26 protein-coding genes are annotated in these 25,946 nt (G+C 65.7%); 7 read left to right on the forward strand and 19 right to left on the reverse strand.

Annotation, left to right across the window (positions count from 1 at the left end):
* Positions 1–24: 24 nt before the first annotated feature.
* From K5L49_RS05680 to K5L49_RS05695, 4 genes are all read right to left on the reverse strand, one after another.
* A complete protein-coding gene (locus K5L49_RS05680) occupies positions 25–1,323 on the reverse strand; it encodes a PhoH family protein (RefSeq protein WP_223695252.1) in 1,299 nt (432 codons plus the stop codon).
* A gap of 258 nt (positions 1,324–1,581) precedes the next feature.
* Positions 1,582–2,700 carry an aminotransferase class V-fold PLP-dependent enzyme gene (locus K5L49_RS05685; protein WP_223691023.1) on the reverse strand — a complete coding sequence of 373 codons (1,119 nt, stop codon included), beginning with the start codon at positions 2,698–2,700 and terminating at the stop codon, positions 1,582–1,584.
* Positions 2,701–2,757: 57 nt separating this feature from the next.
* Complete coding sequence (locus K5L49_RS05690; RefSeq protein WP_223691024.1) at positions 2,758–3,660, reverse strand: hypothetical protein; 903 nt, start codon at positions 3,658–3,660, stop codon at positions 2,758–2,760.
* A gap of 67 nt (positions 3,661–3,727) precedes the next feature.
* The gene (locus K5L49_RS05695; protein WP_223691025.1) at positions 3,728–4,513 is read right to left on the reverse strand and encodes an isoprenyl transferase; all 786 of its coding nucleotides are present in this window, start codon (positions 4,511–4,513) and stop codon (positions 3,728–3,730) included.
* A 73-nt stretch (positions 4,514–4,586) separates the two neighbouring features.
* Here K5L49_RS05695 and trhA point away from each other — a divergent pair, with 73 nt between their 5' ends.
* Entirely contained in the window at positions 4,587–5,393 is an 807-nt protein-coding gene (trhA, locus tag K5L49_RS05700) for a PAQR family membrane homeostasis protein TrhA (protein ID WP_223691026.1), read from the forward strand.
* Positions 5,394–5,433: 40 nt separating this feature from the next.
* Here the strand turns inward: trhA and K5L49_RS05705 are convergent, their stop codons facing one another.
* The 7 genes from K5L49_RS05705 to K5L49_RS05735 form a co-directional block, all read right to left on the reverse strand.
* Complete coding sequence (locus K5L49_RS05705) at positions 5,434–6,771, reverse strand: NosD domain-containing protein (protein WP_223691027.1); 1,338 nt, start codon at positions 6,769–6,771, stop codon at positions 5,434–5,436.
* 38 nt (positions 6,772–6,809) lie between these two features.
* Positions 6,810–7,730: a carbohydrate kinase family protein gene (locus tag K5L49_RS05710; protein ID WP_223691028.1), complete on the reverse strand. Its 921-nt coding sequence runs from the start codon at positions 7,728–7,730 to the stop codon at positions 6,810–6,812.
* Positions 7,727–8,707, reverse strand: a complete 981-nt coding sequence (locus tag K5L49_RS05715) for a glycosyl hydrolase family 32 (RefSeq protein ID WP_223691029.1) — start codon at positions 8,705–8,707, stop codon at positions 7,727–7,729. Before K5L49_RS05715 ends, K5L49_RS05710 begins: the two co-directional genes overlap by 4 nt.
* A 10-nt stretch (positions 8,708–8,717) precedes the next feature.
* On the reverse strand, positions 8,718–9,764 hold the full coding sequence (locus K5L49_RS05720) for a LacI family DNA-binding transcriptional regulator (protein WP_223691030.1): 1,047 nt from the start codon (positions 9,762–9,764) through the stop codon (positions 8,718–8,720).
* 73 nt (positions 9,765–9,837) lie between these two features.
* Positions 9,838–10,677, reverse strand: a complete 840-nt coding sequence (locus tag K5L49_RS05725) for a carbohydrate ABC transporter permease (RefSeq protein WP_223691031.1) — start codon at positions 10,675–10,677, stop codon at positions 9,838–9,840.
* A complete protein-coding gene (locus K5L49_RS05730) occupies positions 10,674–11,567 on the reverse strand; it encodes a carbohydrate ABC transporter permease (RefSeq protein WP_223695253.1) in 894 nt (297 codons plus the stop codon). The genes K5L49_RS05725 and K5L49_RS05730 overlap by 4 nt, the downstream gene beginning before the upstream one ends.
* Positions 11,568–11,626: 59 nt before the next feature.
* Complete coding sequence (locus tag K5L49_RS05735; protein ID WP_223691032.1) at positions 11,627–12,904, reverse strand: extracellular solute-binding protein; 1,278 nt, start codon at positions 12,902–12,904, stop codon at positions 11,627–11,629.
* 253 nt (positions 12,905–13,157) lie between these two features.
* Here K5L49_RS05735 and K5L49_RS05740 point away from each other — a divergent pair, with 253 nt between their 5' ends.
* Genes K5L49_RS05740 through K5L49_RS05755 form a run of 4 tightly spaced genes read left to right on the forward strand, consistent with a single transcriptional unit; the run spans position 13,158 to position 16,959 of the window.
* A complete protein-coding gene (locus tag K5L49_RS05740; RefSeq protein ID WP_223691033.1) occupies positions 13,158–13,355 on the forward strand; it encodes a twin-arginine translocation signal domain-containing protein in 198 nt (65 codons plus the stop codon).
* A gap of 42 nt (positions 13,356–13,397) precedes the next feature.
* Positions 13,398–13,778: a hypothetical protein gene (locus K5L49_RS05745; RefSeq protein WP_223691034.1), complete on the forward strand. Its 381-nt coding sequence runs from the start codon at positions 13,398–13,400 to the stop codon at positions 13,776–13,778.
* A gap of 35 nt (positions 13,779–13,813) precedes the next feature.
* Entirely contained in the window at positions 13,814–14,608 is a 795-nt protein-coding gene (locus tag K5L49_RS05750) for a NosD domain-containing protein (RefSeq protein WP_223691035.1), read from the forward strand.
* 56 nt (positions 14,609–14,664) lie between these two features.
* A complete protein-coding gene (locus tag K5L49_RS05755) occupies positions 14,665–16,959 on the forward strand; it encodes a ricin-type beta-trefoil lectin domain protein (protein ID WP_223691036.1) in 2,295 nt (764 codons plus the stop codon).
* Between the two features lie 39 nt (positions 16,960–16,998).
* On the opposite strand, the gene K5L49_RS05760 is transcribed toward K5L49_RS05755, so the two are convergent.
* Positions 16,999–17,283 (reverse strand): hypothetical protein, encoded by a 285-nt coding sequence (locus K5L49_RS05760; RefSeq protein ID WP_223691037.1) that lies wholly within the window; start codon positions 17,281–17,283, stop codon positions 16,999–17,001.
* A 205-nt stretch (positions 17,284–17,488) separates the two neighbouring features.
* On the opposite strand from K5L49_RS05760, the gene K5L49_RS05765 reads away from it, so the two are divergent.
* Positions 17,489–17,890, forward strand: a complete 402-nt coding sequence (locus K5L49_RS05765; protein WP_223691038.1) for a DUF4307 domain-containing protein — start codon at positions 17,489–17,491, stop codon at positions 17,888–17,890.
* 114 nt (positions 17,891–18,004) lie between these two features.
* Positions 18,005–18,493, forward strand: a complete 489-nt coding sequence (gene greA / locus K5L49_RS05770) for a transcription elongation factor GreA (protein WP_223691039.1) — start codon at positions 18,005–18,007, stop codon at positions 18,491–18,493.
* A 27-nt stretch (positions 18,494–18,520) separates the two neighbouring features.
* On the opposite strand, the gene ilvA is transcribed toward greA, so the two are convergent.
* The 7 genes from ilvA to K5L49_RS05805 form a co-directional block, all read right to left on the reverse strand.
* The gene (gene ilvA, locus K5L49_RS05775; protein WP_223695254.1) at positions 18,521–19,759 is read right to left on the reverse strand and encodes a threonine ammonia-lyase; all 1,239 of its coding nucleotides are present in this window, start codon (positions 19,757–19,759) and stop codon (positions 18,521–18,523) included.
* Positions 19,760–19,888: 129 nt separating this feature from the next.
* On the reverse strand, positions 19,889–21,130 hold the full coding sequence (locus tag K5L49_RS05780) for an AI-2E family transporter (RefSeq protein WP_223691040.1): 1,242 nt from the start codon (positions 21,128–21,130) through the stop codon (positions 19,889–19,891).
* 62 nt (positions 21,131–21,192) lie between these two features.
* Positions 21,193–21,792 carry a hypothetical protein gene (locus K5L49_RS05785; RefSeq protein ID WP_223691041.1) on the reverse strand — a complete coding sequence of 200 codons (600 nt, stop codon included), beginning with the start codon at positions 21,790–21,792 and terminating at the stop codon, positions 21,193–21,195.
* A 41-nt stretch (positions 21,793–21,833) separates the two neighbouring features.
* Positions 21,834–22,913, reverse strand: coding sequence for an ABC transporter ATP-binding protein (locus K5L49_RS05790; protein WP_223691042.1), 1,080 nt, complete (start codon positions 22,911–22,913; stop codon positions 21,834–21,836).
* A gap of 5 nt (positions 22,914–22,918) precedes the next feature.
* Positions 22,919–23,737, reverse strand: coding sequence for an ABC transporter permease subunit (locus tag K5L49_RS05795; protein ID WP_223691043.1), 819 nt, complete (start codon positions 23,735–23,737; stop codon positions 22,919–22,921).
* Positions 23,734–24,714, reverse strand: a complete 981-nt coding sequence (locus K5L49_RS05800) for an ABC transporter permease (RefSeq protein WP_223691044.1) — start codon at positions 24,712–24,714, stop codon at positions 23,734–23,736. Before K5L49_RS05800 ends, K5L49_RS05795 begins: the two co-directional genes overlap by 4 nt.
* Positions 24,693–25,838: an ABC transporter substrate-binding protein gene (locus tag K5L49_RS05805; protein ID WP_223691045.1), complete on the reverse strand. Its 1,146-nt coding sequence runs from the start codon at positions 25,836–25,838 to the stop codon at positions 24,693–24,695. Before K5L49_RS05805 ends, K5L49_RS05800 begins: the two co-directional genes overlap by 22 nt.
* Positions 25,839–25,946: the final 108 nt, after the last annotated feature.

The following is a 25,946-nucleotide window of genomic DNA, read 5'->3' on the forward strand; positions in this document are numbered from 1 at the left end:
AGGATCGGGCGCCGTCGCGCGCGTCTACGACAGTTCGTTGCCCTCCAGCATCTCCGTCACCAGCGCGGCGATGGCCGAACGCTCCGAGCGGGTCAGGGTGATGTGGCCGAAGAGCGAGTGGCCTTTCAGCGTCTCGATCACTGAGGCGACACCGTCGTGCCGGCCCACCCGCAGATTGTCACGCTGGGCGACATCGTGGGTGAGCACCACGCGCGAGTTCTGGCCGATGCGGCTGAGCACGGTGAGCAGCACATTGCGCTCCAGCGATTGGGCTTCGTCCACGATCACGAACGCGTCGTGCAACGAGCGGCCCCGGATGTGCGTGAGCGGCAGCACCTCGAGAATGCCGCGATCCTGCACCTCGTCGAGCACGTTCTGCGACACCAGCGCGCCGAGGGTGTCGAACACCGCCTGCCCCCACGGGTTCATCTTCTCGCCCTGGTCGCCCGGCAGGTAGCCGAGCTCCTGGCCGCCCACCGCGTAGAGCGGTCGGAAGACCATGATCCGCTTGTGCTGCTGCCGTTCGAGCACCGCCTCGAGACCCGCGCAGAGGGCCAACGCCGACTTGCCGGTTCCAGCGCGCCCGCCGAGCGACAGGATGCCGACCTCCGGGTCGAGCAGCATGTCGATGGCCAGGCGCTGCTCCGCCGAACGACCGTGCAGCCCGAAGACGTCCCGGTCGCCGCGCACGAGCTTCAGCGCGCCGTCGCTCGTGACGCGGCCGAGGGCCGAACCCCGGTCGGAGTGGATGATGAGCCCGGTGTTGACGGGCAGCTCGTCGACGAGTTCGCTGTGCATCCTCTCGTTCTCATAGAGGTCGGCCATCTCATCGGCGCCGAGGGTGATCTCATCGAGGCCCGTCCACCCGGAGTCGACCGCGAGCTCGTGCCGGTACTCCTCGGCCGCGAGACCGATGGAGGCGGCCTTGACCCGCAGCGGAAGGTCTTTGGAGACGACCGTGACCTCGAGCCCATCGTTCGCCAGGTTCTGCGCCACGGCGAGGATGCGTGAGTCGTTGTCGTTCAGCTGCAGCCCGCTCGGGAGCACCGACATATTGGAGTGGTTGAGTTCGACGCGCAGAGAACCGCCGTCGCCCACGGGGATCGGGAAGTCGAGACGCTCGTGCAGCACCCGCAACTCATCGAGGTTGCGCAGCGCTTGGCGGGCGAAGTACCCGATCTCTGGGTCGTTGCGTTTCCCTTCCAGCTCGCTGATCACCACCACCGGGATGACTACGGCGTGCTCGGCGAACCGGAAGATCGCCTTGGGGTCGGACAACAGCACGGAGGTGTCGAGCACATATGTGCGCTCCTGTTGCTCCATGTGCCGGGACGTCGATCCGGTCTGTGCCGGCTGTCGGGTTACCTGTTCGGCCACAACAACTCCCACCCCGGTCGCTCCGTGGAGCTCCCGGATTTCGCCTGCGAGTCGGCCGCTTGGGTTTCGAAACGAACTTACGTGGCCGTCTCGATCGGGCGCCGTGCCCGATACGACAGACGCTACGCCGCACGGCCGACAGTCGTCTGCGACACGCCCGCGCTCCGGATTAACCCCGTGTGAACGCTTACCGCCCGGCCGGTCTCAGGCGACCGATGCGTAGGAGGTGAATGCAGCGCGCAACATCTCCAACGTGTCGTTGTTCGTCCCCGCGTGCGCGCTGATGCGCACATTGGTGTCGCGATTCGTGGCGGTGACGCCGTGGTTGAACAGGGAGGCGCTCAGCACCGTCAGCCGTTCCTGCAGCGGTTCCAGCACGACCATTCCCGCACGCTCCGCCGCATTGCGCGACGACGCCACCGGGATGCCGAACTCGTCGGCCAGATCCAGCACATGCTCGACGTTCTCACTCACGGCTGCGTTGATCTCGGCCACGCCGACGGAGGCGACCTCCTCGAGCGCCGCGGCGAAGCGTGCCTCGGCCACGCAGTCCGGGTTGCTCACCGTGAACGCGCGGGCGCCGGATGCGGGGTCGATGACCTCGTCCCACGATTCCGGCCTATCCGTGCCGGTGAACCCGCTGAACACGGGCGTGAGGTGGTCGAGAGCGCGCGCGCTGAGAGCGAGGAAGCCCGTTCCCCAGCCCGAGCGCAGCCACTTCTGACCACCGGCGACGACGACATCGGCCACCTCGTACGGTGCGTCGACGATGCCGAACCCCTGGATCGCATCCACGATCAGCAGCCGGTCGCCGATAACCTGACGGATGCCGTCGATGTCGGCGAGGTAGCCCGTGCGCGAGTCGACCAGGCTGACGGCGACGGCCGCGGTGTTCGCGCCCACCTGATCACGGATCTGGCCGGGCGTGACGCGGCCGTGATCGGTCTCGAGCCACGTCGGAGTGATGACGTGCATCGCCTGCGCGGCCCGCACCGCCGCGAAGGTGACACTTGGGAACTCGGCCGCCGAGAGCAGCAGCTCTCCGCCGGTGAGGCCGAACATCGCGTGCATCAGACCGGTGCTCGTATTGGGCTGGAAGACGATCTGGTCCGCCGGGAATCCGGTGAGGCCGGCGACGGCGTCGCGCATCCGCTGGTCTTCTCGCCGCATCCCCTCGATGCTGCCGAATCGGCCTTTGGCCACGATCTCGTTCTGCCCGGCGGATTCGGCGACCACGGTCGCCGAGAGTGGCCCCACTCGTCCGTAGTCCAAATAGCCCGGCTCCTCGCGGAAACCGGCCGCGAACTCGTCCATCGTCGTCATCTGAGTGACCTCCTGGAACATTCTGTCAGTCCGGCGGGCGGGGATTCGCGTCGACGGTCAGAGCGCGGGACGCTGTGCCCGCGCGACCGCCAGCGAGCGGGAGACCGGCGGCAGCCAGAGCACGACGGCGACAAGCAGTGCGATGACGGTCAGGATGCCGTAGCCGACGGCGGCGAACGCCGACGCACTGAAGCGGAATTCGACGAAGCCGTCGACCCCGTCGAGCACGAGCACGACGGCCACCACGCTCACGAGCTGGCGTCCGAATGCGGAGCCGCGGCCTGCGGCGATCGCACCGAAGAGGGGAAGGGTCATCGCCGGGATCATCATGGCGCTCATCAGGAGCTCCTCCGGTCCGAGCCCGAACGGGTCGGGCACGATCAGGGCGCGCGCCGTGACCAGAACGGCGATGGCGAGCACGACGAAAGCGCCGCCGATGGCAAACCGCACCAGGACCGCCGCGTCGGGAGCCTCCCGATCGGCCGGGCTCGGACCGGTGACGATGGTCGCCGGCCCCGAGGAGACGGCCAGCGCACAGGCGAGAACGACCGCCACGAGAAAGCCCAGGTTCACCGCGTCGGAGAGTGCGGCGGAGAGCACGAACGCGAATGCGCCGGTGAGCATCCGTTGCAGCAGGATCAGGAGCAGGACGACACCGGCCAACGAGATCCCCAGCAGAAGCCAGGACCGGCCGGAACCGCCGCGAGCCCGCGCGGCGACACCGACGACGACGCACACGACCGTGACCCCGGTCACCAGCGCACCGAGGAGGGGAAGAGCGATCGCGAACGGGTACGGCGCTGCCAGACTCAGCGACCACAGCACGGGCGCCCTCGCGCTCAGCCAGAACAGCGCGGCGCCGAGCACCCCGCTCACCAGGGCGAGCCAGCAGGCCGCACGGAGCCGCATCGGCAGACCGAATGCCGCCGTTCGCGCCAATGTTCGGGTCGTGCCGAGCACGGCCGTCCTCCCTCCCTGGAAACGGGTAGGGGAACGATAGCAGAGGCTGGAGATGCCCGGCGAGACCTCAGCCGCCGTAGCGGCGCTGGCGCCGCGAGTAGTCGCGCACCGCCCGCAAGAAGTCCACTTCGCGCAGGTCGGGGCCGAGCGCTTCCACGAAATAGAACTCGCTGTGGGCGCTCTGCCACAGCATGAAGTCGCTGAGCCGCTGCTCGCCCGAGGTGCGGATCACCAGGTCGGGGTCCGGCTGGCCGCCAGTGTACAGATGCGCGCCGATCATGTCGGGGGTGAGCAAATCGGCGAGCGTCTCGAGACTGCCGCCGTCGGCGTGATGGTCGGCAACGATGCTGCGCATCGCATCCGTGATCTCTTTGCGTCCCCCGTAGCCGACCGCGAGATTGACGTGAAGACCCTTGTTGTCGGCCGTGCGCTGCTCGGCTGCGGCGAGCGCCGCGACGAGCGGCTCCGGCAGTCCGGTGGTGCTCCCGACATGCTGAACCCGCCAGTCGCGATAGCGGGAGAGGTCGTCGGCGAGCTCGGCGATGATCTCGATGAGGTCGGAGAGCTCGGCACTCTCCCGGTTGGTGAGGTTGTCGGACGAGAGAAGGTACAGCGTGACGACCGAGACACCGAGGTCGTCGCACCACTCCAGGAACTCGCGCATCTTGGCGGCGCCCGCCCGGTGTCCGTGTGCCACCGTGAGCAGACCGGCCTGTCGCGCCCACCGGCGGTTGCCGTCGATGATCATGGCCACGTGGCCCGGCACCACGTCTTTGGTGAGGCCTCGCTTGAGCCGGCGCTGGTAGAGACCGTAAAGGAGGCCGCGCCCAAGGGGGAAACTCCGTCTACTCACAGAGGTACGTTACCGCGCGCCGCCCGGACGAACTCACAGCCGCCGGACACCGCCCTTCCCGTACCCTTGCAGCATGACGCCTCGCAAGCCCCGTGAGACCGAAGACGTCGCCGAGCTGCTGCACCAGCCGGCCGACGCCCTCGGTGCCGCCGATGCGGCCGTCAAAGCCGACGAAGACCGCGGGCCGGACCTTCCCAACATCCCCCTGCTCGACGCCTCGGCCGTCACTGTCGGTGAAATCAAGCCGACCTGGCGGGGATGGATCCACGCCGGCACGTTCCCGGTGACCATCGCCGCCGGCATCGTGCTGATCACGCTCGCCGAAGGCGCGCCGGCCAAGTGGGCGTCTGCGGTGTTCATGCTCACTTCGATGCTGTTGTTCGGCAACTCGGCGCTGTACCACCGCTTCAACTGGAAACCGCGCACGAAGATCATTCTGAAGCGCATCGACCACGCGAACATCTTCTTGCTGATCGCGGGAACCTACACCCCGCTCGCCGTGCTGGCCTTGCCCTCCTCGAAGGGCATCCTGCTGCTCTCCCTGGTGTGGGGCGCCGCGCTGCTCGGCATCGGCTTCCGCGTGTTCTGGATCAACGCACCGCGCTGGCTCTACGTTCCGATCTACATCGGGATGGGTTGGGGCGCGCTCGGCTACATCGTCGATCTGCTCGAGGCGAACGTCGCGATGATGGTGCTGGTTCTCGTCGGCGGTGTGCTCTACACGATCGGCGCCGTCATCTACGGGATGAAGCGACCCAACCCGTTCCCGGGCACGTTCGGCTTCCACGAGATCTTCCACACACTGACGGTTTTGGCGTTCCTCTGCCACTGGGCCGCGACGCTGCTGATCGCGATGCACCCCGTCTACAACGGCGGTTAGGTGCGGTTCGCCGCCAGCCCGTGCCGCGGAGCAGCGACACTCAGGAACCGAACGCGGGTGTGGGTCGAACGGCGTTGACGGCCCGATCCGCGACGACCTGCGCTTCATATCCCGAATCGACGATCGTGTTCCGATCCGATTCGGGATCGATCAGAACCGTCGTCACGGCGAGACTGTCCGAGGCCTCGGTCGTCAGAAGGGCATCCACTTGCGCGGCATAGGCGGATTCTCCCGACGGTGCGCGAACGTCCATCGCCACCACGTGGTTGCTCGAGATGAAGTTGCCCGCACCCGCCGTCAGTCGGATGATGACGGGCCTCTCCCCCTTCGGCCGGATGCGCCGTGAGTCGATGGCCTCGGAGAAGTGGTTGCCGATCACCGAGTTGTTGCTACCGCTGATATGGAGAAGGCCGGCGACGTCGTCCACGCCATTGTCGACGCCCAGGAAGGGCGTCCAGGGCTCGTGATCGCGCAGGAGATGATTCGAGCCCACGAGATTCTCCGAGCTGTTCGCTGTCAGCACGACCATCCCCGGGTAGAACGAATGCAGACGGTTGTTCGTGACGCTCGAACGCGTGACGCCCTCGAGATGGACGCTGCTCGCACCGCGCGGAAAGACATTGTTCGCCGTGATCAGCAGCCCACCGTGGTTCTCCGCATAGATCGAGTGTCCCGCGAAGCCTGCGCCGATCAGATTGTCAGTGATCTTCGACGCCTGTCCCCAGCCGCGCAGCTCGATGCAGCTTCCGCATTCGGCCAGGAAGTTGTCGTGGACGGAAAGCGCGTCCGCGTTGTAGATCGTGAGAGCGTGCTCGAGGTAGATGAACCCCATACCGTTGATCCGGAACGAGTCGTTGGCGTCGGCGACATAGATCCCCGTCTTGCCGTTGATGTAGGTGTTCTCGGGCAGCATCGCCGACCCGTCCGGCTCGAAATGCAATCCGTCGATGCAGAAGTTCGAGAACTCGATCGAGCTGATCCGCGGGCTCCCGGTTCGCCCGATGTAGAAGGCAGCGCCCGTGGACTCCACCTCGCCATCGAAACGGAGATCGACGAGAATGCGGCTGCCTCCGGGCCACAGTTCGTGCAGCTCGTCCCGCTCGATGTCGGGAACGTTGAAGCGGATGCTCGATGAGGTGAAGCCGTGTCCGGAACCTTCGATTCGAAGGAAGCTGATGTCGATCACCACCTGTGTGCGGAGGTGGTAGTCACCAGGCGGAACATAGATCACAGCGCCGGGCTTTCCGCCCTCGTTCTCATCGATGGCCGTCTGCCGGCTCTTGATGTCGGCGATGATGCTGTTGATCACCCCGCCGATGTCCTCGGCCGGATCGCCGATGTTCCACTTCGTCACGTCGTAATAGTTTTCGCTCGACACGAGTCTTCCTGTTCCTGTCTTGGTTGACGCACTGAGATTCAGCCCGATGCGCTGGAGAGGCCCGCTCGAAGCTCGCCGATGTGCGGAAGGTCTGCACCCGACCGGGAGACGGTGATCGCCGCCGCCCGGGCCGCGGTGTCACCGATCGTTTGGAGGCGAGCGGCCGGTATCGGCCCACCGGCCCAGGCGGCGCCATCGAAGGCGAGGGCCCAGATGAGCGCAGCCATGAAGGAGTCGCCGGCGCCGACGGTGTCGGCGACGGGAGTTCTGACCGAGAGCACGCTGACACGCTCGTCGCCGCTCGCCAATAGGGCCCCCTCACTGCCGCGGGTCACCGCGGCCACACCGGCACCGGCGTCGACGAGGCGGTCGAGGACGTCTTCAAGAGGCACTCCCGGATACAGATGGTCAGCATCCTCGTCGCTCAGCTTCGTGAGGTGAGATGAGGAGGCCAGCTCTTCGAACGATGCGCGCGTCTCTTCCCGTTCCGCCAGAAGGGAGGGTCTGATGTTCGGATCGAAGCTGATCAGAGCGCCGAGGCGGCGGCCTCGCCCGATGGTGTCTCTCGTGACCTCGGAGCCCGGCCGCAGGAAGGCGCCGAGCGAACCGGCGTGGACGAGCGTCGGCGATCCCAGATCGTCAAGCCGAACCGGCTCCCAGGCCACGGTGAACCGGTAGCTGACCGATCCGTCCTGTGCACGGATGGCGACCGCGTTGGATGTCGGCGCATCGGTAACTGAGCTCGCCGTCACCGATACGCCGGCCGCGCCAAGATGCCGTTCGATCATTTCGCCGTCCGCATCGTCGCCGATCGCTGTGTGGAGGCGGGTGTCGACACCGAGACGTGCAAGTCCGAGCGCGACGTTCGCCGGCGATCCTCCGGGGTGGCGGCTGACTCGGTCACCGTCGACGACCTCGTCGAGCAGAGCTTCACCGATGACGAGCGCACTCCGGGTCACGAGGACGCCCCGACGTTCAGCGCCCCGACGCGATCCGGCGACCGGATCTCCAGCCGCCCGTCGCTCCAGCGCACCGGCTGCGGATCCGTGATCTCGCCGACCCACCCCCCTTCACCGTCGTTGTTTCGAAAGGCGAGTAGCTGCCACCGGCCGCTGCGGTCTTGAACGAGACGCCCCACATAGAGTCGCTCGTCCGTGATGCGGTATGCCTCCTCGATGCGGAACGGACCCGCGGGCGAGTCGGCGGGGAATGCCCAGATTCCGCCGATCGGCTCATCGGCGCGTCGGTCATGCGACAGTTCGGTGGCGAGGCTGGAGAACAACCCGACCGTCCGGCCATCGACCCGAGCGGTCTGGATCACCTCGAGGTGGCCGAAGCCGGCCCCGGGTTCCGACAGCGGCGGTTGTACCGTCCAGGACGCCAGATCAGGAGATGTGGCGTGTCCGACGACGCCGCGATTGTCCGGGTCTCCATGGTTCGCGCGCGCGGTGATGAGCATGTGCCACAGACCCCCCTCGGAGAACACCCATGGATCGCGCCACGCCTGGTCGGGCCACTGTCTCGTGTCGGCGGTCTCGTACCACCGACGGTCGGGTTCGACGACCTGACGATCCGGCTCGCGCCGCCACGTGAACAGATCGTCGGAGACGACGGAGCTGATCCGTTGGACCAGTCCGCTCTCCGAACGGCTGACCGCGGTGTAGAACATCCGCCACGAACCGCCGTCTTCGCGAACGACCGAGCCGGTCCACGTCGCGAGATCGTCGAAAGCGGGCGAGTCGTCTGGGATGACCGCGTCAGCGTGTTCAGTCCACTCCATCAGGTCTTTCGACGTGGCATGGCCGATTGTGGCACGCCAGTGTCGTCGATCCGGGTTCAGGAGGGCCCGGGACGCTTTGAGGAAGAAGAGGTGGTACTCGTCACCGTCGTCGGCGACCCAAAAATCCCAGACCCAGGAGGCAGCAAGGCGTAGCATTCGTATCCTTTCAGTCGACTCGTGGCTGGGCCACGGACCCTCGGATCACCAGAGGGCAGTCAAGCAGCGTGGGCATGTCGGCGATGAGTCGATATTCGGCCTCACCGTGCAGGAGATGCACGAGTGTCTCCACCGCCCACGCCCCCATCTCGTAGTGAGGGAGCGCGACGGTGGTCAGGCCGGGGAAGAGGTTCGCCGCGATGAGCTCCTGGTTGTCGAAACCCACGATGGACAGATCGCGAGGAACGTCGAGGCCGAGCTCTGCCGCCGCGCGATAGGCACCCATCGCCATCCGATCGTTGTAGCAGAACAGCGCGGTCGGCCGATCGCTCCGACCGAGGAGCTCGCGCGCGAGCCCATATCCCGGCAGTGTCTCGGACGGAGCGGAAAGCACCAGACCCTCGTCGAACGGGATGTCGTTGTCTGCGAGGACCTGGCGGTAGCCGGCGAAGCGCAGGCGCGTCGCCGGCACATCGTCGTCGTTGTTGAGGAATCCGATGCGTCTGTGCCCGGCCTCGACGAGATGGGTGACGGCTGCGACCGCACCCCCGACCTCGTCAGGCACCACGGCCGGGACGATCCCGGCCTTGTCCGTCGAGTCGATCAGGACGGCGGGCAGGCTTTGCAGATTGGGCGGGAGCGAGACGCTTCGGTGATACATCGTCGCGTACAGGATTGCGTCGACCTGCCGGTCGATCAGCGCTTGGATGTCCTCCCGGTGGGAGGCACCACCGCCCCCGCGCTCTGTGTTGATGATGACCAGGGTGAGATCGTGTTCACGCGCGGCGTTCTGCGCGCCGAGGATGATCCGCCCGGCGTGCGGGGTCGTTGCGATCTCTTCGCTCAGAAGACCGATCAACCCGGACCGGTTGGTCCGGAGCGCTTGAGCCATCCGATTCGGCCCATATCCGAGGGTCTTCGCCGCCTGCCGCACACGGGCACGCGTCTCCTCGGAGACCCGCGTGTGCGGCGTCTCGTTCAGCACATGCGACACGGTCGTCACCGATACGCCGGCGAGCTCCGCGACGTCACGGATCCCTGCACTCTTCACTGACACTTCTCTCTCCCCTCGAGCAGACTGCCCGTTCGCCTGAAATCCATTTGAGTCGCCGTCCTAGATATGCGGGTGGTCAACCCTTGACCGCGCCGAGCGTGAGACCGGCCACGATATGCCGTTGGAGAAGCAGGGTCAGGAGGATCACGGGAATCGAATAGACAACGGCGAGAGCGGTCATCGACCCCCAGTCGAGACCGAATTGCGTCTGGAAGTTTGCGATCACGATCGGTGTCGTCTGCGAACGGACCGCGGTGAGCAGCAGCGCGAACAAGAACTCGTTCCACGATGCCAGGAAGGCGAAGATCGCCGTCACCGCGACGCCACCCGACGTCACCGGAATCACAACCCGCCACAGCGCCCCCAGCCTGCTCGTACCATCGATCTTCGCCGCTTCCTCCAGCTCTGCCGGCACGGCTTCGAAGAAGCTCGACATCAACCAGATCGAGAGAGGAAGAGAGATCGTCGTGTGGGCGATCGCGAGAGCGAAAGACGTGTCGGAGATCCCGAGGTTCCGGAAGAGGGTGATCATCGGCACGCCGACCACGATCGGGGGAACCATCCTCGCGACGAGCGCGGCCACGATGAAGGCGCGCCCGGTACGTGTCCGGAATCGTGTCACCGCGTACGCTGCCGGAATCGCGAGGACGAGCGAGATCGCGGTGCTCAGCACGGCTGTCACGATGCTGTTGATGAAGGAGGGAATGACGCCCGACCGCGTGAGCGCCGAAACGTAGTTGTCGACCGTCCACACGCTGGGGAGGAGTTTGGGCGGAACAGCGATGGTCTCCAGCGGTGTCTTGAACGAGGTGAACAGCATGTAGAGGAAGGGGAATCCATACAGCACGACGACGGCGATCAGGATCAGCCAGAGGACGACGCGCGAACTCAGTCGCCGGGTCTCGAGGCCGTTCATCGTTCACTCTCGCTTCCGGGTCGCCAGATCGTCAAGATCGCGACGAGGGCGACCGCCAACATCGCGATCAGATAGATCGTGCCCATCGCGCTCGCCAGCCCGGGATCCCCGAACCGCACCATCGTTCGATAGATCAGCAATGACAGTGTCTCTGTGCTCTGTTGCGGGCCGCCGTTCGTCTGGATGACGATGACGTCGAACGCTCGGGCAGCGTCGATGCCTCGAACGATCAGCGCCACCGCGATCACCGGCCGCAGCAGAGGGATCACGATGCGGAACAGGATTGTCGGATAACGGGCGCCGTCGATCCTCGCCGCCTCGATCACATCACCGGGAACGTTCTGGAGCCCGGCGAAGAGCACCAGCGTGATGAAGGAGGTCGTCAGCCAGATGTCCGGGATCGCAACGGAGAAGAGCGCGATGTTCGGGTCGCTCAACCACTGAATCTGATCGCTTGAGTGGATGACTCCGACAGACGTCAGAATCTCATTGATAATCCCGAAGTTGTCGATGAGCAGGAACCGCCACAAGAGTCCCGCGACGATCGGGGCGATCATCAGGGGATAGAGGAAAATCGTCCGGAACACTCTGGAGGAGTTCCCCAGCGAGGTGAAGAGCAAGGCGACGAACAGCCCGAACACGAACTCGAACGTCACCACGATGACGGTGTAGACGAGCGTCCGCCACGCTGCGTTGCCGAAGTCGGTGCTGGTGAACGCCGAGACATAGTTGGCGAATCCGACGAACTCACGCGGACCGCCGGCGATCGGGCTGAACCGGAAGAAGCCGTCACCGACGAACTGGATGAGCGGATAGCCGATGAAGAAGGCGAGGAAGAGCCCAGCGGGGAGCATGAGCAGTGCCGCGAACCGGCGGTCGGCCGATCGGATGGTCCGCTTTCGAGGTGAGCGGAGCGGGCGACCGGTCTGGTCGCCCGCTCGCTGCTCGACTACTTGAGTAGTGATTGGACCTGCTCCTTCGCCGCGTCGAGCAATGCCTGGTTGTCAGCACCGGGCTGCAACGATTTCTGGATCATCGGCACGAGGACGGTATCCACGATCTGCTGCCACTTCGGTGTCGCCGGCCGAGGAATCGTCGCGGATGCGTCAAGGGTCTCCACAAGCGGCTTGTAGTTCTCGAAGCCCGGCTCATTCTCGTACTTCTCGAATGCGGACTTCCGCGCGACCAGTCCGAGAGACGTCTTCGCGCTCAGCTCGTTGTGCTCATACGCGAACTTCACGAAGTCGATCCCCTGCTGCTGCTTCTTGCTGGCTTTGGCCACAGCGAGGTACCATGCGCCCGGCACACCAGCGACACCGCCCGGTCCTGCGATCATCGGGGCGACTCCGACCTTGCCGTAGACGGATGCATCTTTCGGCACCTGCCGGTAGGCGTGGGCCCAGAAGCGCATCATCGCCGTCTTGCCCTGATTGAACAGGTTCTGGGAGCCTCCCCAGTCGAGCTGGGCGCCTCCGGCCGGTGCGTATTTCTGCAGCCCCGAGTAGAAGTCGAGCGCCTTCAGACTGTTCGCGTCCCCGAGGGAGACTTCGGATCCGGAACCGTTGACGACCATCGTCTTTTCGCCGGTCTGCGAGAGCGTCGCGAGAAACTCGGTCTCCACCGCCCCCTTGACGTCAGTGCCATACAAACCCGCCGACGGTTGAGTGAAGAACTCCGCCGCATCCTGGTACTGCTGCCAGGTGGTGGGGGGAACAAGGTCGTAGCCGTACTTCGACTTGAAGTTGGCCTTCTGCGTCGGATCGTCGAACAGATCTTTGCGGTAGTAGAGGATCTCCGAGTTCGTCCAGACGGGCATCCCGACGTAGCTGCCGTCGACGTTCGCCTCGGTCACGAGCGCCGGGAAGAGATCCTTCTTGACATCAGGCGTGAAGAGCTTGTCAAGCGGGGTCACGGCGTCCTTGAACGCAGGCAGCCAGATCGAGTCGAGTGCGGCCACGTCGAAAGACACCGCGCCGGAACCGAACTCGCTATTGAGACGGTTGTAGAGACCGTCATACGGAAGCTCCACGAATTCGACCGTCGTTCCGGTCTCTTTCTTGTACAGATCCGCGATCGGCTGCAGTTCTGCGTGTCCGCCGGCCTCCACGAGAACCGTCAGCGACTTATTCGAGCTGTCGTCGGCGCCTCCGCCGACTCCACAGCCGCTGAGGGTGAGGCCCGCAGCCGTGGCGATCGCCGCTGCCGCGACGAGTTTCTTGCGAAGCATCTTTACTCCGAATCGAGAGTGTGCAGGTTCAGGTGTCCCCTGAACTCTGGGGATGGTAGGGAAACGGTGCCAAAACGACTTGGCAAAACGTCTTGGCATGACTGTAAAGACCGACAAGAGTCAGTGTCAACTGCCAAAAAGAGCCAAAATACTTCGCCCCCTTGACCAGCCGACGCCGAGCCCCCTATCTTCAATCGACTTTCACCTGCCAAAGCCATTTGGCTCATGATCCGAAGCCGAAGGAGACCGTGCCATGACTCAAGACTCCCCGACGGAATCCCCCGGTGTTTCCCGCCGCACGTTCCTCGGCGCCGGCGCGGCGACCGGCGTCGTGGCCTATCTGACACTGATTGCGCCACGCGCCGAAGCGGCCCCCGCATCCCCGCCGATCCTGACGTCGGAAAGCACACCCCCGCAGCGGGTGCACCGCACGCTCCTCGGTCTGCTTTGACCTCCTCGCCCTCGCGGATCCGCCGACAGAAATGAGACGATGATGACTTCAACGATCTACGACGTGACGACCTGGACGATTCCAGGAAGCCCTGCAACGACCGCTTTCACCGACATCGGTGCGATCGTCAACAGCATCATCGCGGACATCAAGATCAATCAGCCGAGTCAGGCGTCGAAACCCGGCGCCGTGATCTACATCCCGCCGGGAGACTACTCACTCAAGACGCGCATCGTGATCGACATCAGCTATCTGCAGATCAAGGGTTCGGGTCACGGATTCACCTCGTCGAGCATCCGGTACAACGCCGGCGACACCTCATCGTGGTACGAGATCTGGCCGGGTGGGAGCAGGGTCAGAGTCGAGAACACCGACGGCAACTCGGAGGCGATCCTCATCAACCGCGGCGGGCTCCCCGGCTGAGTTCGATCGAGCTCATCGACTTCTGTCTGGATGGCGTGTCTTTCACCCCCAACCAGAACAGCTACCGCAACGGCAAAATCGGTATCCGCTCGACCTCCGCCACCGACTCGCTCCGAATCGTCGGAATGGGGCTCGTGTACCTGGAGCGAGGCATCGTCCTCACCGACGTCGACGCTCTGCAGATCACCAATGACTTCATCTGCGAATGCGGCAGCTGCATCGAACTCGTCGGGTCGGGTCAGGCGAGCATGGTGAACGACAACCTGATCGGTGCCGGACCGGCCGGCTTCTCGCTCTTCGCCGAAGACCATTTCGGGCTGATCGTGTCGGGCAACAACATCTTCCCTCGCGGCGCTAGCTCGGTTCATCTCAAGAACGCCACCAACAACACCATCACGGCGAATCGCTTGCACGCGTTCTACTCGGGAATGATCACGATGGAGGGCGCCTGCCACAACAACCTCATCTCTTCGAACCACTTCCTGCGGAACCGGGAGTCGTTCCCCGCGTTCCAGTCCGTTCCCAACCCCCAGGATGACCTCTTCGGACTGGTGCAACTCAACGGCAGCGGCAACACCGTGGTCGGCAACCATTTTTCATTCGATGTCCCCACAGAGAACATCGTCCCGTCGGGCGTCAAGCCCACGATGGTGCTGGTGAAGTCAGGCGCCAACAACTATGTCGCGACCAATCACCACATCGCCAACGTCGATGTGACCGCGGTCGTGCTCGATGGCAGCACCGTCAACACCAAGGTCCTCGATTGCGGATCCGCTGGCGAGTTCACGGCGCTTCCTGGCGCAACCTTCGGGTTCCGCCCGACACCGTAGCTCGCGTCGTCGAGCGCCGCCGCATCCGACGAAGACGCCAGGGAGACGAAAGCATCATGTCCACTCACCGTGTCACCGTTCTCAAAACACGTCTGACGATGTGTCTGGTTTCCGCTCTCGCAATCGCGGGACTCACCACCGTGCTCGCTCCTGCTGCCCCGCCTGCCACGGCGGGAGCAGCGGTCGACTATCCGGAATACCCCTACGCTGCGACGGACTACACAGAACCGTTTCGCGGACAGTTCCATTTCAGTCCGCAGAACGGCTTCATGAACGACATCAATGCTCCGCTCTACTACCGCGGCGTGTACCACATGTTCTACCAGCACAACCCTCACGGTCTTGACTGGGACACGATTCACTGGGGCCACGCCACGAGCACCGATCTCGTGCATTGGGTGCAGCATCCGATCGCTCTCGAACCCGGCGTGCACACCGGCAATCTCTGGTCGGGCTCGGGCTGGGTCGATGTGAACAACGTAACCGGACTGAAATCCGGCGACGACGATCCGATCCTGTTGTTCACGAACACGGAGGGCGTCAGCATCGCGTATTCGACCGATGGCGCGAAGACCTTCCGCATGTACAACGGCGGCACCAAAGTGGTCACCAACACGATTGAGAGCCGCGATCCGAAGGTGCAATGGGATCCGACGAACAATCGCTGGGAGATGATCACGTTCCAAGCCGGCACCGGCGCGGTCTTCTACACCTCGACCGACCTTCTCGATTGGACCTATCGGGGAACATTTGCAGCCGGCTGGTTCGTCGAATGCCCCGATCTCTACCGGTTGCCGGTCGACGGGGTCACGGGCGATCAGAAGTGGGTGCTCCAGGACGCGGGCGGCGAATACGTCATCGGCTCGCTTGATCCGGCAGGGGTCTTCGTCTCGGAGTGGACGGATCCGCAGCGCATGGAGTGGGGGATCTCCGGCGGTGCATTCGCCCCCAACACGTGGTATGCGTCGCAGACGTTCAATCAGCTTCCCGCGGATCGCGTGGTGCAGATCGGGTGGCAGCCGAGCAACAGCGGTGTGACCTGGACAGGAAACGCGTCGTTTCCCGTCGAGCTCGCGCTCAAGACCTATCCCGAGGGAATCCGATTGACGCGCAATCCCGTCAACGAGATCTCGAGCATCCGCTCCTCGACGCAATCGTGGGGACCGCGCACGATAACCGCCAGCCCTTCGAGCGATCCACTCGCGGGGGTTTCCGCAGACACCTACGAGATCGAGGCGGTCTTCGACATGACGAACGCCAGCGCATCGGAGTTCGGGTTCCGATTGCATGCACGGCCCGACGGATCGAGTGATCGCACCGTGGCGTATTCCTTGTCTGAGCAGACTCTCTACGGCCGATCCATGCCACCGATCTCGAACCGTGTCACGATCAGGATCCTGGTGGATCGAGGTCAGCTCGAGGTCTTCGGCAACGCCGGCAAGACGGTCATCAGCGACAACGTCTCCTTCGACTCGTCCTCAGACAGCCTCGGCGTGCACCTCTACTCCGTCGGGGGTTCGGTCGACCTGGTCTCGCTGAGTTTCTCGCCGATCGGCTCCATCTGGAAGCCTGCACCGGAAGGTCGCGCACCGTCGAGCGCCATCGTCTCCACGGCCCACCAGAACATGTGCGTCGATAGGGATGTCCCGTCAGGCAGGGTGCAGCTCTGGACCTGCCTGGCAAACGCTCAGCAGACCTGGACCCTCGACAGTTTCGGTCAGTTGTCGACGGCCGGGGTATGCGCAGAGCTCCCCTCAGGACAGACCGCCAACCTGACGCTCGTGAGCGCCGCGCCCTGCTCCGGGGGCGCGAATCAGAAATGGCGGCAGGGCAATTTCGGGGCGCTGATCAATCTCGCATCGGGACGATGCCTCGACATACCCTCCGCTGATTTCAGCGATGGTCGACCACTGCAGCTGTATGACTGCGTCGGAACCGCAAACCAGAGCTGGGTGGGGCCGAACTATGTTCCCGCGTCCGGCAGCATCCGTTGGAACTCCTCCCCCTCCTGCCTCGATCGCGACGTCGTCACGGGACGGGTGGAGATCTGGTCGTGCAACGGCCTTGTCAATCAGAGCTGGACGTTCAACCGCGACGGCACCCTCACCACCGGCGACTCGTGCATGCAGCTCGCCCCCGGATCCTTCGCGAACGGGAGTCTCGTCAGCGCGGCACCGTGCGTGTACAACGCGCTGAACCAGCAATGGAGCCGCGGCGCGAGTGGCAGCCTCCGCAACATCGCAGCCGGCCGGTGCATCGACCTCGATTCGGCCGATCTGACGGACGGCCGTCAATTGATCGTCTGGGACTGCCTGGGAAACCCGAACCAGACCTGGGTCGGGCCGTCGTGAGCAGGAACGGGAAGCCCGCGCTCACGGCTTCATCGGGAACTAGTGCTGCTCGGCGCCGGGGTCGTCAGACGAGGTGACGGTCTCGCCGTTCCCCGCCTGCTCGGCATCCAGCTTCTCCGCGATCTCGGCGCGATAGCGCACCCGACGGATACGGCGCACCATGTCGATCACGAGGAGCACCACCGCAACGGCCACAAGGAACGTGACCAGGAAGCCGACATAGCCCGGTGTGACGTTGTCCTCGTCCGGACCGAGCGAAGGTGACGGCGACGGCGTGGCGGCCGTGAACCAGACGGCCACGGGCAGCAGGGCGGACGCGATCACTCGGTCCCCTCGATTCCGGCGAACAGGTCGGTGTCAGGCATCTACGTTTCCACTTTCGAGTCGATGAGCCTGGTTAAGGATTCCCAGATTCGTCTCTTAGTCTTGGAGTTCAAGACTACCGTCGCCGACGGTGCACCATTTCACAGGAGTTGTCAGTGCGGCAGGAGTTGTCAGGGCGGCCAGGGCCGTCGGGTCGGGGTGCAGCATGGCAGTGACCGAAACCATCGATCGGCGTTACGGCCGAAGCCCGAACCGCAAGCGGCGCGACCGGTGGTGGCTGATCGGCGCCGCGCTGGCTTTCGTCGCCGTGTTCACCGCGTGGGTGTTCTGGGCCGGCTGGGACAATGACCAGGCCGATTTGGAGGCCACCGACACCGCGTACAACATCGTCGACGCCCACCACGTCGAGATCACCTTCACTCTGAACACGTCGACGGCCAGGCCCGTCACCTGCGCTGTGCAGGCGCTCAACGAAGACTTCGCGATCGTCGGCTGGCGGATCGTCAGCTTTCCGGCCACCGAAACCCGGGTGACCACGCACTCCGAGATGATCCGCACCACGGAGCCGAGCAACACAGGTTTGATTTCGAGCTGCTGGCTGTCCTAGGATTCTTCGATACGCCTCGACGAGTTGTCGGGGCGTCGGCTTTATCCCGACGGTCGTTCGACCGGCACACATCTGCTCGACCGGCACCGCGCCGGGAGCGCTAAGGAGTTCATCATGTCTCAGGATTCTTCGGTCAGCTTTCTGACCCAGGATGCTTACGACCGGCTGTCGGCGGAACTCGAGGAGCTCAAGGGAAACGGTCGCCTCGAGATCGCGAAACGCATCGAAGCGGCGCGGGAAGAGGGCGACCTCAAGGAGAACGGCGGCTACCACGCCGCCAAAGACGAGCAGGGCAAGATCGAGGCCCGCATCGTCCAGCTCACCCTGCTGCTGCGCAGCGCCACGGTCGCCGAGGCGCCGCAGAGCCACGGTGTCGTCGAGCCGGGCACCGTCATCACGGCGACGATCGCGGGAGACGAGAGCATCTTCCTGATCGGCAACCGCGAAATGGCGGCCGGGACCGAACTGCAGGTCTACAGCGAGCAGAGCCCGCTCGGCGCGGCGATCATCGGCCTGAAGGTCGGCGAGACCACGACGTACACCGCCCCGAACGGCAAAGAGATCACCGCGACGGTGACGAACGTCGAGACCTACACCGGCTGAGCCGACCAGACCTCGTCGTTCGGTCGTCTATTCGTAGTCGGGAACCGGGTCGTATCCGGCCGAGCGCAGCGCCTCGATCACCTGTTGACGGTGCTCGGTTCCGCGCGTCTCGACGCTGACGTCGAGCTCCACCTGGCTGAGCTGGAGTCCGTGCCCGTGCCGCGTGTGCAGCACCTCCACCACATTGGCGTTGACGCCGGCGAGGATCTCGGAGATGCGCGCGAGCTGACCGGGACGGTCCGGGAGCATGATCTTCAGCTTGAGGTAGCGGTCGGAGGCGGCCAGGCCGTGGCTGATCACCCGCTGCATGAGCAGCGGGTCGATGTTGCCGCCCGAAAGGATGGCGACGGTCGGCCCGGTGGGAGCCACTTTGCCGGAGAGGATCGCCGCGACGGCGACGGCCCCGGCCGGCTCCACGACGAGCTTCGCACGCTCCAGCAGCACCAGCAGCGCTCGAGCGATGTCGTCTTCGGTCACGGTGACGATCTCGTCCACGGCAGAACGGATGATCTCGAAGTTGAGGGTGCCGGGCTTGCTCACGGCGATTCCGTCGGCGATTGTCGCCATCGGGGTGATCTCGACGGGCTCGCCCACCTCCAGGGACGGCGGATAGGCGGCGACATTCGCGGCCTGCACGCCGATCACCCGGATCTCGCGCCCTTCTCTCGCCGCGCGCTGTTTGACGGCGCTGGCGACACCGGAGATGAGACCGCCGCCGCCGATGGGCACGATGACCGTCGCTGCATCCGGGATCTCGTCGAGGATCTCGAGGCCGAGCGTGCCCTGACCGGTGACCACATCCGGGTGGTCGAACGGCGGAATGAGGACGGCGCCGGTCTCGGCGGCGAAATCGGCTGCCGCGCGCATCGTCTCATCGACGATGCCGCCGCTCAGCACGACGTCGGCACCGTAGTCGCGCGTGGCCTGGAACTTGGGGATGGCCACACCCACCGGCATGAAGATCGTCGCCTTGATGCCGAGCTCGCGTGCGGCGAAGGCGACACCCTGCGCGTGGTTTCCAGCGGAGGCCGCGACCACGCCGTGCTCGCGCTCCTCAGCGGTGAGACGGGCGAGTCTGTTGTAGGCGCCGCGGATCTTGTAGGAGCCTGTGCGCTGCAGATTCTCGCACTTGAGGTACACGGGCGCGCCCAGCACCTCCGCCAGATAGCGGGAGCTCTCGACCGGCGTGGGCTGCGCGACGACCGACACGATCGCCCGGGCCGCCTCGATCTCGTCGAGGCTCGGGCCGGCGAAAGGTGTGCGCATCGGATCAGTCAGCGTAGCCACGGGCTCAGCCTACTCGCGCGTGTATTCCGCAAACCGAATGCACTCCGGGGGCGAGCGGACGGGAGAAGCGCCGTCACTGCCGTGCCGAATGCGCACAACGGCCGAGCCCTACGCACGGGGGCGACGAACCTCGCGCGGCACGGTCTGCCAGAGCACAGTGGTCGGCGCGGAGAACACACCGGTGGCCTTCTCGCGCCACACCCCGCTCGAAACGTAATGCACCATCACGTTGAGCACCGCCGCGAACGGCACCGCAAAGAGAGCGCCGGGGATGCCGGCCAGCAACGACCCCGCGGCCACCGCGAGCACCACGGCGAGCGGGTGCACCTTCACGGCCGTTCCCATGATGAGCGGCTGCAGTACATGCCCCTCCACCTGCTGAACGACGAGCACGACGGCGAGCATGATGATCGCCGCCACCCAGCCATTGAAGAGCAGAGCGACGAACACGGCGAGAGCGCCGGTGATCACGGCTCCGACGATCGGGATGAACGAACCGAGGAAGACGAGAACGGCGATCGGAATCACCAGCGGGAGGCCGAGGAAGAACGCGCCGAGTCCGATGCCAACCGCGTCGATCGACGCGACGAGAATCTGCACCTTCACGAAGTTGCGCAGGGTCTCCCACCCGGCCTTGCCCGCCCCATCGACCGCCGGCCGGGCGCGCCGCGGGAAGATCCGCACGATCCAGCCCCAGATGCTCCTGCCGTCGATGAGGATGAACAGGGTGCTGAACAGCGTGAGCAATAGTCCGGTGAACACGTGGCCGAGAGTCGTGCCGAACGAGAGCGCGCCGGTGATGAAGACCTGACCGTCCTGCTGGATGGAGGTCCAGAGCTGAGCCAGGCTGTCGGTGATCTGGGCGTCGGTGAGGCCGAGCGGCCCGCTGATGAGCCAGGCCCGGAAGTCGGTGAAGGCCACGACGGACTGCTTGCTGAGCTCGTCGCTCTGCCGCGCGACCTGCCAGATAGCGAGGAAGAGGAGCCCGCCGACGACGACGATCAGAGCGACCATCGCGGCGACGATGGCGAGCCAGCGCGGCCACCGGTGGCGGTGGAGCAGATCGACGAACGGAACGAGCAGGGCCGCGATGAGCACGGCGATCAGGAGCGGGATGATGATGAGCCGCAGCTGGATGACGAGGTAGACGACGACCGCGATCACGGCGCCGACCACGAGGAGCCGCCACCCCCAGGCACCGGCCAGGCGCATCCCGCGGGGCAGGGATTCGTCGATCGACTCCAGCGGCGCATCCGACCGACGGCGGCGGTTCACGAACCAGCCACGGGTGGGAGCGCGGTTGTCGTCCGCGGCGGGGGGAACGGGTGGGGTCGCATCCGTGTCTGCCATCCGGCCAGTTTAGGGCGCACCACACCGCCGCGCCCGGGCGGGAGCGACGGTGCGGCGAATGCTCAGGCGGTCGGCAGCGGGTGGGTCGTGATGATCAGCGGCGGATGCTCGATGCTCGTCGAGTACCATGACCAGCCCGCGCCCGCGGTCTGCTGCACGGAGGCGTAGGTCGGCTGACCCGGCGGCACGTTCTGCAGCACCACCGACACCGTGACGGTTCCGGTGACGGTCTTCACCCCGGCGCCGGTCACCGTTCCACTGCCGGCGTAGGCGCCGACGGAGAGCGTGACCGGCCCCGAGGCGGCGAGCGCGAACGAGATCACGTAGTTCCCGATACCGGTGATCCCGTAGGCGCCCGGCTCGAAGTGCACAGAGACGCCGGGGCCGCCGGGTGGCGTCTGATGCGCCGTGAACGACGCATACGGCGTTCCCGTCGTGTCGGTCTGCAGGATGTCGGGCGCGATCAGCGTGAGGTTGGTGCGCCCTTTGCCCACGGTGTGCGTCGGGCTGATGGTGTCGATCGGGAGGAACCACGGGAAGTGGAAGACGTCGTCCACCCGGATCTTGGTGGCGATGTCTGTGAGGGACAGGGTCTTGTCGAATGTGGAGAGGTCGATCGTCGCAGTGTTCTCGGCGGCCTCCCCCGAGGCTTCACCTAACATGAGGATTATTCTACTCCGGGTGCGCAACCCCCTCCCGGGCGCTACTCGGCGGGCGCCGCCGTGACCGGCGAACCGGTGAGCTCGATGTGCACCAGGCCGCCCGGTTCGGGCGTCTCCCGGGCTGCGTGCTGAACAGCCAGCTCGGTGCCGTCATCGAGGCGCAACCGGGTGCGACGCAAGGCCCCGAGGAAGCTCGTCGTCAGCACGGTTGCCGGGATGCCCGTCTCGGCCAGCAGCACGTCCTCCGGCCGCAGATACACCTGCACCGCGCCGTCGGGGATGCCGGAACCCACAAGGGGCACCGGACTCCCGAACACCGTCAGCTCCCCGCCGCGCAGCGTTCCGGCGACCTTATTGCTAAGACCGACGAACTCCGCGACGAAGGGCGACGACGGCCGCCGATACAGTTCCTCGGGGGTGCCGATCTGCTCGATGTCGCCCGAGCGCATCACCGCCACCCGGTCGGCGATGGCGAGCGCCTCTTCCTGATCGTGCGTGACGAAGAACGTGGTGATGCCGAGCTCGGTCTGGATGCGCCGGATCTCGTCCCGCAATTGCACCCGCACCTTCGCGTCCAGCGCCGAGAGCGGTTCGTCGAGCAGCAGCACACGCGGACGGGTGACGAGCGCACGCGCGAGGGCGACACGCTGCTGCTGGCCGCCGCTCAACTGGTGCGCGTACCGTGCGGCGTGGTGATCGAGGCCGACCAGCTCCAGCGCCTCGAGTGCCCGTCGGCGACGTTCGGCGGCCGGAGTCTTGCGCATCCGGAGCCCGAACTCGACGTTCTGCCCGGCGGTGAGATGCGGGAACAGCGAATACGACTGGAAGACCATCCCGAGGTCGCGGCGGTTGGTCGGCTCATCGGTCACATCGACACCGTCGATGAGGATGGTGCCGGCGTCGACGCGCTCCAAGCCGGCGAGGGAGCGCAAGGCCGTCGTCTTGCCACATCCGCTCGGACCGAGCAGCGCGATCAGCTCACCGGGCCGGGCGCTCAGGCTCAGGCGGTTGAGCCCGACACCGCCGCCGAAGTCGCGCACGACGTCACGGAGCTCGACGGTGGAGCCGAACCCCGCTGGCTCGGAAAGCGTCTGCGTCCGGGCGGAAGAGATCTGGGTCATGGGGGTCAGCCTTTCGCTGGGCGTCGCCGCCCGGCCGCCACCAGGCGGTCGACGATGAAGAGGAGAAGGAAAGCGAACACCAGCGCGAGCAGCGCGAAGATGACCGCCACGAACGGGTCGGACTGCGACACCAGCAGCAGCGAGGTCTGCAGGTTCACGCGACTCAGCAGCGACGCGATGGTGAACTCGCCGAGAACGACGGCCACCGACAGCACGCTCGCGGCGAGGATGCCGCGGGTCAGGTTCGGCACGAGGATGCGAAGCAGCACGCTCAGCCACCCGGCGCCGAGAGAACGCCCCGCCTCGCTGAGCGTCACGACATCCACCGCCGCGATGTTGCTCTGGATCGCCCGGTAGGCGTACGGGAGCACGGTGATGCCGTAGGCGAAGGCGAGCGTCCAGGTGCCCGAACCGAAGATGTCGGTGACCGCGGAATAGGTGGGCGCCAGACCCACCACCAGGACGATGGCCGGGATCATGATCGGCAGCAGGCAGACCACTTCGAGCAGACGGCGCAGCCTGGCGAACCGCAACTCGACGAGGATCATCGTCGGCAGCAGCACGAGCAGCACGATGAGCACGGTCACCAGCGCGAGCACTAGGGAGTTGCCGAGCCCCTGGTAGATGCGGTCATACCGGGTGGTGCCGCCGCCGAACACGAGTGCCCAGCGATCGAAGCTGTAGACGCCGGGCTTGGCGGTGCGCAGCGTGAACTCGAGCATCGAGAACAGCGGGATGAGGAAGAACAGTCCGAAGACCGTCCAGATGATCGTGCGCGCCACCGGTCCAGGGCCGAGCCTCAGCGCTCGGTCTGGGCGGCTCACCGCTGCCACCGCGCAGTGCGCGAGACGAGCGCAGAATAGCCGAGCATGACCACGATCATCACCACGAGCATCCCGAGCGACATCGAGCCGGCCAGGTTCGCCCGCCCGAGCACGGTCTCACTGATGAGCGCCTGGCGGATCTGCAGGGAGACGATGTTGTTCGCCTGCCCCACGAGCGCGGCCGCAGTGGCGTACGAGGAGAACGCGTTCGCGAACAGCAGCAGCAGGCTGCCGAGGAACGACGGCAGCAGCACCGGGATGCCGACCCGCCACCAGTAGCCGGCGCGGCTCCCGCCCAGCGTGGCGTTCGCCTCCAGCCACTGCGGCTTCAGCCCTTCCAGGGCCGGGAGGAAGGTGATCACCATGAGCGGGATCTGAAAGTAGAGGTAGGGCAGGATGAGACCGGGCACAGTGTAGAGCCACACCCCGTTCTCATAGATGTTGAGGTGGAACTGGTTGCGCAGCAGCACCGTCACCAGACCCTGCGCCCCGATCGTGGCGATGAACGCGAACGCCAGCATCACGCCGCCGAACTGGGCGAGCACGCTGCTCGCCGAGTCGACCAGCGAACGGGCGACACCACCGGCGCGCGAGCGGAGCATCGCGAAGCACAGGGCGGCGCCACCGATGGCGCCGACGACGGCGGTGACCGCGGAGAGGAAGAACGCTCCGACGAACGACCCGAAGATGGCCGGCTCGGCCAGCCCGGTGATGTTCGCCCAGGTGAAGCGGCCGTTCTCGTCGAAGAACCCGCTGCCCACAGCGATGACGGTGGGGATCGCCAGGAACACGACGACATAGAAGGCGAACGGCGTCAGGCCGAGCCCCGCGGAGAGGCCGCGACGCCGGCGGCGAGGGGCGGTCGTCGCGACCGACGGCGAATGCCGCCGGGGAAGCTCCCCGGCGGCTCCGCTGTCGATCGCCGGCGCCGCAGCGTCAGCAACAGAGTTGGTCACTAGCCGACCGCGTTGGCCCACTTGGCGTTGAGCAGGGTTCCGGCGTCGGTCGCCTGCTTGTCCGTCATCACCGCGGTCTTGTCGAGCTTTCCCGGGAACTCAGCCGTGTCGAGCGTTCCGGCCTTCTCCATGGCGTCGACGCGGGCCGGGTAGGCTCCGCCCTTCAGCCAGGCGTTCTGGGCGTCGTCGCTGTAGAGGTACTCCTCCCAGAGGCGGGCGGCCGCCGGGTGAGGCGCATCCTTGCTGATGGCCTGGTTGTAGTAGCCGACGTAAGACGTGCCCGGGAGCACGACGTACTTCCAGTCGACGCCGCCGCTCTTGATCGTGTCGCTGGTGGCGTAGCCCTTCTGGTTGAACGACCAGTCGAGCAGCACCGGGGTCTCGCCGGAGGCGATGGTGTTCGGCTTGCCGTCGGCCGCGTTCCAGTTGCCGGCCGCCTTCAGCTTCGTGAACCAGTCGATGCCGGGGGTGAGGTCGTCGAGCGTTCCGCCGTTCTGCAGATCGGCGTACGCGACGGCGCCCGCGGCGGCCGCGGCCTGCGTCGGGTTGCCGTTCAGCGCCACGGCGCCCTTGAACTCGGGCTTCAGCAGGTCGGCGAACGTCTTCGGCGGGGTCTTGATCTTGTTGGCGTCGTAGCCGACCGCCATCACGCCGTAGTAGCCGACCTTCCAGAGGCCGGTGCTCTCCTTCTCGCCGGCCGGGATGTCATCCCACCCGGTCGGCTTGTAGGCCGCGAAGTACTGGGTGTTGGCCAGTGCGACCGAACTGCCGATGTCGAAGGTGTCGGGAGCGGTGTCCTGCCCCTTCAGCTTCTTGGCGGCGTCGATCTCCTCCTGGCTGGACGCGCTGTCCTGGCTGGGGTTGATCGTAATGCCGTACTTCTTGGTGAAGCCGTCGAAGATCTGCTGGTAGTTCGCCCAGTCGCCCGGAGTGGCAATGATGTTGAGGCTGCCCTCCTTCTTCGCGGCCTTGACGAGGGCGTCCATCGAACCGAAGTCCTTCACGCTCGTTGCGGTTGCGGCGTCGACGGACGAGCCGTCGGTGGAATCTGCTGCGTTGGCGCCACCGGTGCAGGCGGCGAGCGCCAGGGCGACGACGGTGGCCGCGGCGGCCAGGCCGGCGACGCGTGCGCGCTTCTTGGTCAAGAGTTCCTCCGTAGTGGTTACCCGGATGGTCGCCTCCCGTTCGTCGGGGAGGCTTCGGATTCCCTCCGGGCCACCGGCCACGATATGGAGCCAGAGCAACCGGCTCGC

The organism is Leifsonia poae (genome assembly GCF_020009625.1).
Lineage (GTDB): Bacteria > Actinomycetota > Actinomycetes > Actinomycetales > Microbacteriaceae > Leifsonia > Leifsonia poae_A.